The sequence below is a fragment of the Ensifer sp. VA4 genome (genome assembly GCF_055710065.1).
On sequence record NZ_JBVQPO010000009.1, the window covers coordinates 33,845 to 41,749 of the forward strand.

Genomic DNA, 7,905 nt, shown 5'->3' on the forward strand with positions numbered 1-7,905 from the left:
CCGCGCGCCAATGTAACATCCTGATTCTATGAACTTGCATGCCGGGCGTCCGGATGCCGCCTATTCGAGACCGTCGGCTCGGTCGTCAAAGGTCACGGTGCAGCGATGCCCGGCCGGTATGTAGCTGTCGGGATTGGGAAGCTCTATCCGCAAGCCGAATGTGCCGCTCGCTGCGTCGAAGACCTGATCAATCACCTTGATCTTACCCGTGAAGCGGCCCTGGATCGGCGCATTCGGAACTACCTGGGCCTCCATTCCCACCTGTAGCTTGCCGAACTCGCTAACCGGGATGAAGGCTTCGACAAAGAGCGGATCAAGCCTGGCGATCGTCGCCAGCTTGCCGTCCTGGTCCAGGTATTCTCCATTGAAGAGTGAACGCTCGAGCACGACACCGCTGATCGGACTGCGGATCGTCCTTTGCTCGAGCACCGTCTGCGCCCTTTGCAGTTCCAATTCAGCGCTGCGCTTGCGGGTTTCGGCGGTCGCAAGCTCCTTCTGGATAACCTCCATCTCGGCGACGGCCTCCTCGAGCTTGTCGGTCGAGGTGACGTTACGCGCCAGCAGCGCCTCCGCTCGTTTCATGCGGTTGCGCGCAAGGTCGAGGCGCGCATTTTGCGCTTCGATCTCGGAGGTACTCGCAGCCTGCTCGGACATCAGCTCGACGGTCGCTTGCTCCGTATCGGAATGAAGCCTGGCGATGATCTGGTTTTCTCTCACATGGTCGCCGCGCGCGATCAGCACCTCTTTCAAAAGGCCAGGAACCGGACTCCCGATGCGTACGACGACAGAAGGGTCAATGACGCAGTCGTAGGCTTGCGCCGCAGCCGGCAGCAGGGCGTATAAGGGAAAAAGAACGGCCAGCATCTGTCGCATCCCATTGGGCCTTTCCGATGGGTGTTTATCCATCCCGTCATTTGTCATCGCGTCACTCCGGCAGGCCCGAAAAGGCAAGCAATGTGCCCAGGCGTCGATCCTGAGCGAGAAGGTTCTTTCGGTCCCTGGCATGCGTGCGTTCCGCCCGCCGCTGGGCCAAGTGGAAGAGCCAAAGGCCGGCGCGCTTGCCGCACCGGCCGAGCAAACGCAGCGGCTGCCAGGGAATGAGATCAAGCAGCGGGTCTTCCAGGGACAGGATCGCTTCCGTACTTCCCGGATCTCCCTTGCGGGCGGTTCGCCCCTCCATCTGCCTGTCGATGCGCCCCGCGTCATGTCGCTCGCTGAGCAAAACGTGAAGGCCACCGAGCGCGAGAGCCTCCGGGGCCACGGCAATGTCGACGCCGCGTCCCGCCATGTTGGTGGCGACCGTCACCCGACAGACGCCGCCGGCCTGCGCAATGATCTCGGCCTCTTCCGAACTCTGTTCGGCGTTGAGTACGCGATGTTCGATCCCCTGCCCCTGCAGCACGGCGCTGACCGCCTCGGAAGCGGAGACCGAGCGCGTCGCAATCAGGACCGGGCGACCAGCGGTTTGCAGTTCCCGAACCCGTCGGACGATCGTCAGCCATTTGTCCTCCAGCGTGGGGCAAATCGTCGTCGGCAGTTTCGTCCGCCGCGAAGGCGCGTTCGGGGGAATGCGCATCACCTGCAGCCCGTAGACATGCCGGAGTTCCTCGGTGATTTCGCGGGCAGTTCCCGTCATTCCTGCCAGGTGGAGATAGCGGCGGAAGAACCGCTGATAGGTCATCCGCGCCATTGTCAGCTTGCGGCTGGTGATCTCGCAGCCTTCCTTGCCCTCGACCAGTTGATGGAGACCATCGCTCCAGGAGCGGTCCGGCATCACTCGACCGGTATATTCGTCGATGATCTGAACCTTGCCGTCGCTGACGAGATAGTGCTCGCCCTTCCTGAAGAGCCGCAGCGCGACGAGCGCCTGGCTGGCGGCTTCCTCGCGCCGGATGCGGTTGCGCCAGATACCACCGATCGCTTCGGCACGCTCTGCAATTTTCGCCTTTCCAGTTTCGGTCAGTTCCAGCCTGCGCTCGTCGACCAGCAGGCGATAATGGGCCGGCTCCTTGAAGCCGTCGATCAGCGCGAAGGTCTGTTCCACCCATTGCCGCTCGCCGTCCGCGTCCGTTTCCTGGGAAATGATGAGAGGCGTTCTCGCCTCGTCCACCAGCACGCTGTCAGCTTCATCGACGATAGCAAAGTGCAGTCCACGCATGACGAAAGGCGGCTCCCGGCCGCGGCGCTCGTCGAGCATACGGTTTATCTTCGCATGAACGAGCCGTGGCTGGCCGCCAAAGGTGATGCGGTCGCGCAGATAGTCGAAGGCGATTTCCTTGTTGCTGGCATAGACGATGTCACACGCATAGGCGGCCGGCCGCTCCGGGCGTGGGACAGTACTGTTGACGAGGCCCGTTGTCAGCCCAAGAAAATCGTAAATGGGGCGAAGTATATCCCGATCGCGCGCCGCCAGGTAATCGTTGACGGTGATGACGTGGACCGGAAGCCCGGCAAGTGCGGCGATCGAGGCCGGCAGGCCGGCAGTCAAGGTCTTGCCCTCGCCCGTGTCCATCTCCGCCACGCGCCCCTTCAGCATGGCAAGTCCGGCAAGGATCTGGACGTCGAGATGGCGCAATCCGATCGTGCGCCGTGAAACTTCGCGCACGATCGCAAAGCCGAGGCAAATATTGATATCGGTGAGGCCATGGCACCGCAGGGCCGCACGGACTTCGCTGATGCGGGCTGCGAGCCCCTGCCCGGTTTCGCCGCGAAGGGCGACCTCCGTCGCATTGATCCTCTGAACGAGTCCCCTCAGATGGCGCCGGTGCAAACGACCGGCAACCATCTGCGGAACGCTGGTCACCATCTTCTCGATGCCGTCAAGCCAGTGCTCGGCTCGCTCCTGGCGTTCGGGGTAGGCGACCAGTGGAGGCGGCGACCGGCTCGGGACGAGAATATTCATGGTCGCTTGCCCGGTCCCCCCTTAAGCGTTCGTTTCCGCGGCGGGCGCATCATGGCCGTTGCGGAAGCTTTTCGGCTGCTTCGTCACGGCAGGGGGAGCGTCGCCCTTGCCGGCGGCGTCCACGGCTTCGGGCATGCGCTCCAGCATGCTGGAGAAGTGCCTGAGCGAGTGAAGATGCAGGTAAGTGCACTCCAGTTCGTCATTGGTGAACATCGCCTGCAGTTCTTCGCTCACCAGCGCTTTCAGCTTTTCACGGTTGACCGTCATGAAGCCGGAAAGCGAGCGGCGTTCGCCGCTGTTGAGGTTGAACTGGGCCTGCATCGGCTGCAGCAGCCCCAGTGATTTCAACCGCTCGCAATACTGACGGGTTCGCTGGTGCCTCGCTTGATAGTCTTGCAGGAAGCCCAGCACGCTCTTCAGGTATTGCGTTTGCTGTCCCTCGCTGTCGAACAGGCGCTCGCCGCGGCCTTCGCGATTGAAGCCGTCGAAACTTTCGTCGATATGAAGGATGAACGTCTTGCCGCCGCGGTCCGTCGAGAACACGAACGGATAGCGTCGAACGAACGCCGGCACGTATTTGCCGAGCCAGGCACCGTCGTCGTCGACGAAGAGGTTCTGTGTCTGCTGGGCGCCGAGAACCACCGCAGGCGTCACCGTGTCGTCCGTGCCGGCAAAGACAATCGGATATTCGGCGGCAGCCTGAGCAAATTCGATGGCCGTCACCGGAACCGAGTTCACTTCTTTTGCGAACCTGTAGGAAGTTCCAGCCTTGATGGAGACATCCTTATGGCGATCAGCCGAGACCGGATGCACGTCCTGATAGAAAAGAAGTTGTGCTGCCATGGTGTTTTCCCTCTAGTATCTTGTAAGCGTTACTCAGGTATTCTAGAAGACAGCCGCCAGATTTTTACTCAGGCTAATTTGATCGAACACTTTATTAGACTTCGTGTCCAGTCAAACTTTAAATAAACGCAGGAATATTTGCCGCGTTGAACGATAAATTCTACTTGCCATGGGCGACGACCCGTGGGAGAACCTCACAAAGACGCGTCCGCCCACCCGAGGCACGGTCGGGCTCTCGGTCAGCATCAGATCGAGATGCAAGAGATTGGCGAGCACCCGCCGCTGTGACGTGTCGCGGGGGTCGAGTGCAATGGCGCCACCGCCGACGGTACTGAGCGCCGCATTGGGCAATGTGTCGGTTAGCGCCGGAACCTCACGAACAACGGCTGCTCTGTAGACCTTCGAAAAATCCTCGACGAAGCGCAGGCTTACGTCCCGTGTCTGCGAGCGAACGAGGTCGGCATCTTCCTCCGGGACGATGACCCGAATGGTGGGCTTGTTGAAGTGCGCGACATAGGCGACTACCTTTCCACGCTGGACGAACTTGCCTGGCAGATCGTGATCATCGGGCAAGATCAGTGTGCCGCTCGATTGCGCTCGGACGATCAAATTCTCCTGCCTTTGCCGTGCCAGGTCGAGATCGGCGAGAGCAAGCCGCAGTTCCTCCTTGACCATGCGCGCGTGGGCAAGATCCGAGAGATCCTGCTTGGTAAGACGCCGTTGGAGCTCGGCGACGCGCAGTTCGAGCAGGTCGACGCGGGCCGCCAGCAGTGGATCCTCCAGCCGGATCAGTGGATCGCCAGCCTTCACCTCGGCGGCGGGTGCAGCCGCGATTTCATCGACCGTACCGTCTGTCTGAACATGGACGATCGCTTCGCCTGGTAGCCAGACGACACCTTGCACGACGGTCGCATGCGGGATGGGCAACACGAACAGAAGCAGCGCGGCGGCGGCAAGCGTCGAGCCGACGACCGCGAAAGCCCGCCCCCGGTTTCTTCGCAGCAGCGGGCTCGTCAGCAGGAACCAGAAGGCTTTCGCCAATGGTACGACCAACATCAGGATCAATGCCCAGATGGCGAACAACGTGCCGACGATGAAAAACTTCTGGCTGACGAGCGCGATGATCGCGCCGGTGACGACGAGGCGGTAGAAGAACGCCGAGACGCCGTAGAGGACGAACCAGAACTCCTCGCCGGGCGCCGTCGCCGGTGAACTGACCGCGCCGATCTTGAAGGCATAGCGCTGAACGAGGTAGGCAAGATATTTGTTGGCCCGGCTCGCGAGGTTGGGAATCTCCAGAAGATCGCTCTGGACGTAATAGCCATCGAAGCGCAGGAGCGGGTTGCCGTTGAAGAGCAGGGTCGACACGCCGCCGATCAGCATGACGTTGAAGGCGAAGGCCCGAACGAGCCCCTCCTCCGCATTGACCCACACGATGAGGGCAAGCGCGGCGAGCGTCATTTCCACGAAAATGCCGGCAGCACCGACGAGGGCGCGCTGCCATTTGCTTGCAAAAGCCAGACTGTCGGATGCATCGACATACGGGACCGGCATGAAGACCAGCATCATCGCGCCGACCTCGTGAACGTCGCCGCCCCATCGCTTGACGGCGTAGGCGTGCCCGAGTTCGTGCAGGGTCTTGATGAGCGGATAGGCGATCAGCATCAGGAAGAGGTTCGATGTTGACAGCACGCGGTCGGTGACATTGGCCGTCAGCGCATTCCAGTTCATGCCGGCAAGAACGGCGGCATAGGTGACAAGACAGATGAAGACGAGCGTGCCGAACCATGAAAACAGCACCCGCCCGACGATGGCGGTGGCGTTCAGAAACTCGTTCGGATCGAGCAGGCCGAAGCGAATGGCGAGCGGATTGCCAAAACTCATCAACAGCTTGCGATTGCGCACCTTCTTGCCGCGCTCGGCAATTTCATTGATGTCGGGCGGAACGTTGCCGAACAAGACGTCCGCCGCGTGCAACTGCCCGAGAAGCTGGATGACCTCATCCTGGGTGACGACCTTGTCGGTCAGCTTGTCGCAGGCGATGTCCCAGATCGCCTGCATCGTGCGCTCGCCATCCATCAGGCTGATGATGAAATAGGTCTCGGGCGTGAAACGGTGGAAACGCCCGGAGGTCCGGTCCTGCAGCACGTACCAGAGCTGGCCACGGAAGACCGTGCGATGTGTGCGGACATGGCCGCGCAGCTTCAGCTTCAGTTGCGCGACGCGGTACCAGGATGAGCTGAAGTAGGACCGTTCCATATCCGCGTCCTCACGGCAACCAGCGCCACGCGGCGAGATAGGCCCACTGCACCATCTTGTCGGTGTAAACGCGGATCAGGAGTCGTTCGTCCACCGCGGTCTTGGCAATGCCCTCCATGCCAGGCCGCAGCCGATCACTGACATGATCCAGTGCTGCTTCGACCTTGAAGAAATTGTGGCCCTCCTTCTGGGTGGAAATCGCGGTGATCTGCTCGATCCGGTAGGTGAGCGGCTCCTGCGGAAGCGCGGAAACCCGCAGGACTCCCTTGCGGCCGATCTCGACATCGTCAATGTCGCTTTCATCGACTTCGAGGATGACGCGATAGGACTCCAGCGGCGCGATCGTGAAGAGCTCCTGTCCGCGCTCGACCGCCGCACCGATCGACTGGCTGAGGTCGCCGCTGACGACATAGCCGTCAAAGGGAGCGAGCAGCCGCGTGCGCTTGAGCTGCTCGTCGATCAAAGCGAGCTGGGCGTCGGCCTGATCGATCTGCGCCTTGACGATGAGCGCTTCGGCGCGTTCGTGCTGCATCAGCGCCCGGTCGTATTCGGTCGTCTTCTGCTGACGGGTGGTCGTGAGCCGAAGCCGTTCGAGTGTCAGATCCTGGTCGTCGAGCTGCGCCAGGATCTGACCCTGCTTGACCACTTCGCCGGCCCTGGCCGACTGACTGGAGACATAGCCGTTGAAAGGCGCCACGACCGTTCTTTGGATTGTGCCGCGAACGACGGCCGAAGAGGTGACGGAGTATTCCGTCGTCGCCACGCTGAAATAGGCGGCCAGGACGGCGGCGATCAGCGTCGCGAGCTTGCGGCCGAAATAGCCTGGCCCCAATAGTCGCCGCAACTGGTTGCCGGCGGCCTCCCAGAGCTTCACCAAGACGTTCCTGTCGTTGCGGCGTTTTTCCTCGAGAACCGGTCCGACGACCGCGGCCACTGCGTCACACAGGTCGACGGTGGTCTCGTCGAAGGTACTGCCGCGTGGGCGCTGCAGCGTCAGCGCACCGACGATCTGATGCCCCGATTGCAGGGGGATCGTCAGTACGCCTCCGCACCTGTGCGTCTCGACCAGCTCTTCGTGTGCCCGGACGACGCGATACTCCCAGTGCTCCTGCGGCGGATAGAGAACGATCGCGCGCTGATCGACAGCCTCGTCCATCGCCGCGCCGATGTCGCGAATGATGTTGACCTTGTTGCCGAAGCCCGCCGCGTGCGACACGGTCGCGACCCGACATCGCCGTCCGCGCACGAAACCGACGCTGACGGGGTCGCAGGCAAGCCGCATGGCGAGTTCCGTAACGAGCGCCGTGGCCGCCTCGACGAAGCCCTTCGCTTCAAGCACTGCGGCAAGCATGTCGAAGGCCAGCCTGTTTCGCTCACTGATTTCTTCGTTCTCGACTTGGAATTGGCGCCTCAGCAGCACCTCGATCCAGCCGGAGGCCCATTGCACCTTGCGCATCACTTCGTTGATGGCCGAAGGCTCGGCGGAAAGCGAAAGTGCGCAGGCGCCATACAGGCGCTCGTTGACGATCAACGGCGAAGCGATCAATTGCACCATGCGGCTACCGGTCGGTCCGGTGGAGATGCCCTGGCGTTGGCTCAGAGCCTTTTCGGCGGTGGCCGCCAATCCCTCGTCGACGCCCCTGTCCGGCCAGAAGGCGATTGGCGTGTAGGGTCCGGTGTCCGGCTCCCCGAGCATGACCATACCGCTGGCCACGCCTGCGATCTGACGGCAGAGTATCGCGAGCCACGTCTCCACGAATTCTTCCGGCTTGGTCGCATTGCGGAATTTTTGCCAGAGCGCTTGATCCAAAATAGCGTACCTCACCGCCCCCGAGCCTTCGACCGGGGGCGGTGGTGAATATTCCCTGGCAATCTGATCAGTCATGCCGGCACGCAGTGGC

5 protein-coding genes are annotated in these 7,905 nt (G+C 61.7%); all 5 read right to left on the bottom strand.

The window, feature by feature from the left end; translation table 11 throughout:
- Nucleotides 1-60: 60 nt before the first annotated feature.
- On the bottom strand, nucleotides 61-864 hold the full coding sequence (locus AC0C6X_RS16855) for an efflux RND transporter periplasmic adaptor subunit (RefSeq protein WP_472954151.1): 804 nt from the start codon (nucleotides 862-864) through the stop codon (nucleotides 61-63).
- Nucleotides 865-925: 61 nt separating this feature from the next.
- A complete protein-coding gene (locus tag AC0C6X_RS16860; RefSeq protein WP_472954154.1) occupies nucleotides 926-2,902 on the bottom strand; it encodes a preprotein translocase subunit SecA in 1,977 nt (658 codons plus the stop codon).
- Between the two features lie 21 nt (nucleotides 2,903-2,923).
- Nucleotides 2,924-3,745 carry a SapC family protein gene (locus tag AC0C6X_RS16865; protein ID WP_173518303.1) on the bottom strand — a complete coding sequence of 274 codons (822 nt, stop codon included), beginning with the start codon at nucleotides 3,743-3,745 and terminating at the stop codon, nucleotides 2,924-2,926.
- 111 nt (nucleotides 3,746-3,856) lie between these two features.
- Nucleotides 3,857-6,004 carry a site-2 protease family protein gene (locus AC0C6X_RS16870; protein WP_472954156.1) on the bottom strand — a complete coding sequence of 716 codons (2,148 nt, stop codon included), beginning with the start codon at nucleotides 6,002-6,004 and terminating at the stop codon, nucleotides 3,857-3,859.
- 10 nt (nucleotides 6,005-6,014) lie between these two features.
- Nucleotides 6,015-7,760 carry a GAF domain-containing protein gene (locus AC0C6X_RS16875; RefSeq protein WP_472954158.1) on the bottom strand — a complete coding sequence of 582 codons (1,746 nt, stop codon included), beginning with the start codon at nucleotides 7,758-7,760 and terminating at the stop codon, nucleotides 6,015-6,017.
- Nucleotides 7,761-7,905: the final 145 nt, after the last annotated feature.

Coding starts and splice junctions, on each gene's coding strand:
- AC0C6X_RS16865 (WP_173518303.1), bottom strand. CDS start 3,745: ATGGCAGCACAACTTCTTTTCTATCAGGACGTGCATCCGGTCTCGGCT.
- AC0C6X_RS16860 (WP_472954154.1), bottom strand. CDS start 2,902: ATGAATATTCTCGTCCCGAGCCGGTCGCCGCCTCCACTGGTCGCCTAC.
- AC0C6X_RS16870 (WP_472954156.1), bottom strand. CDS start 6,004: ATGGAACGGTCCTACTTCAGCTCATCCTGGTACCGCGTCGCGCAACTG.
- AC0C6X_RS16855 (WP_472954151.1), bottom strand. CDS start 864: ATGCTGGCCGTTCTTTTTCCCTTATACGCCCTGCTGCCGGCTGCGGCG.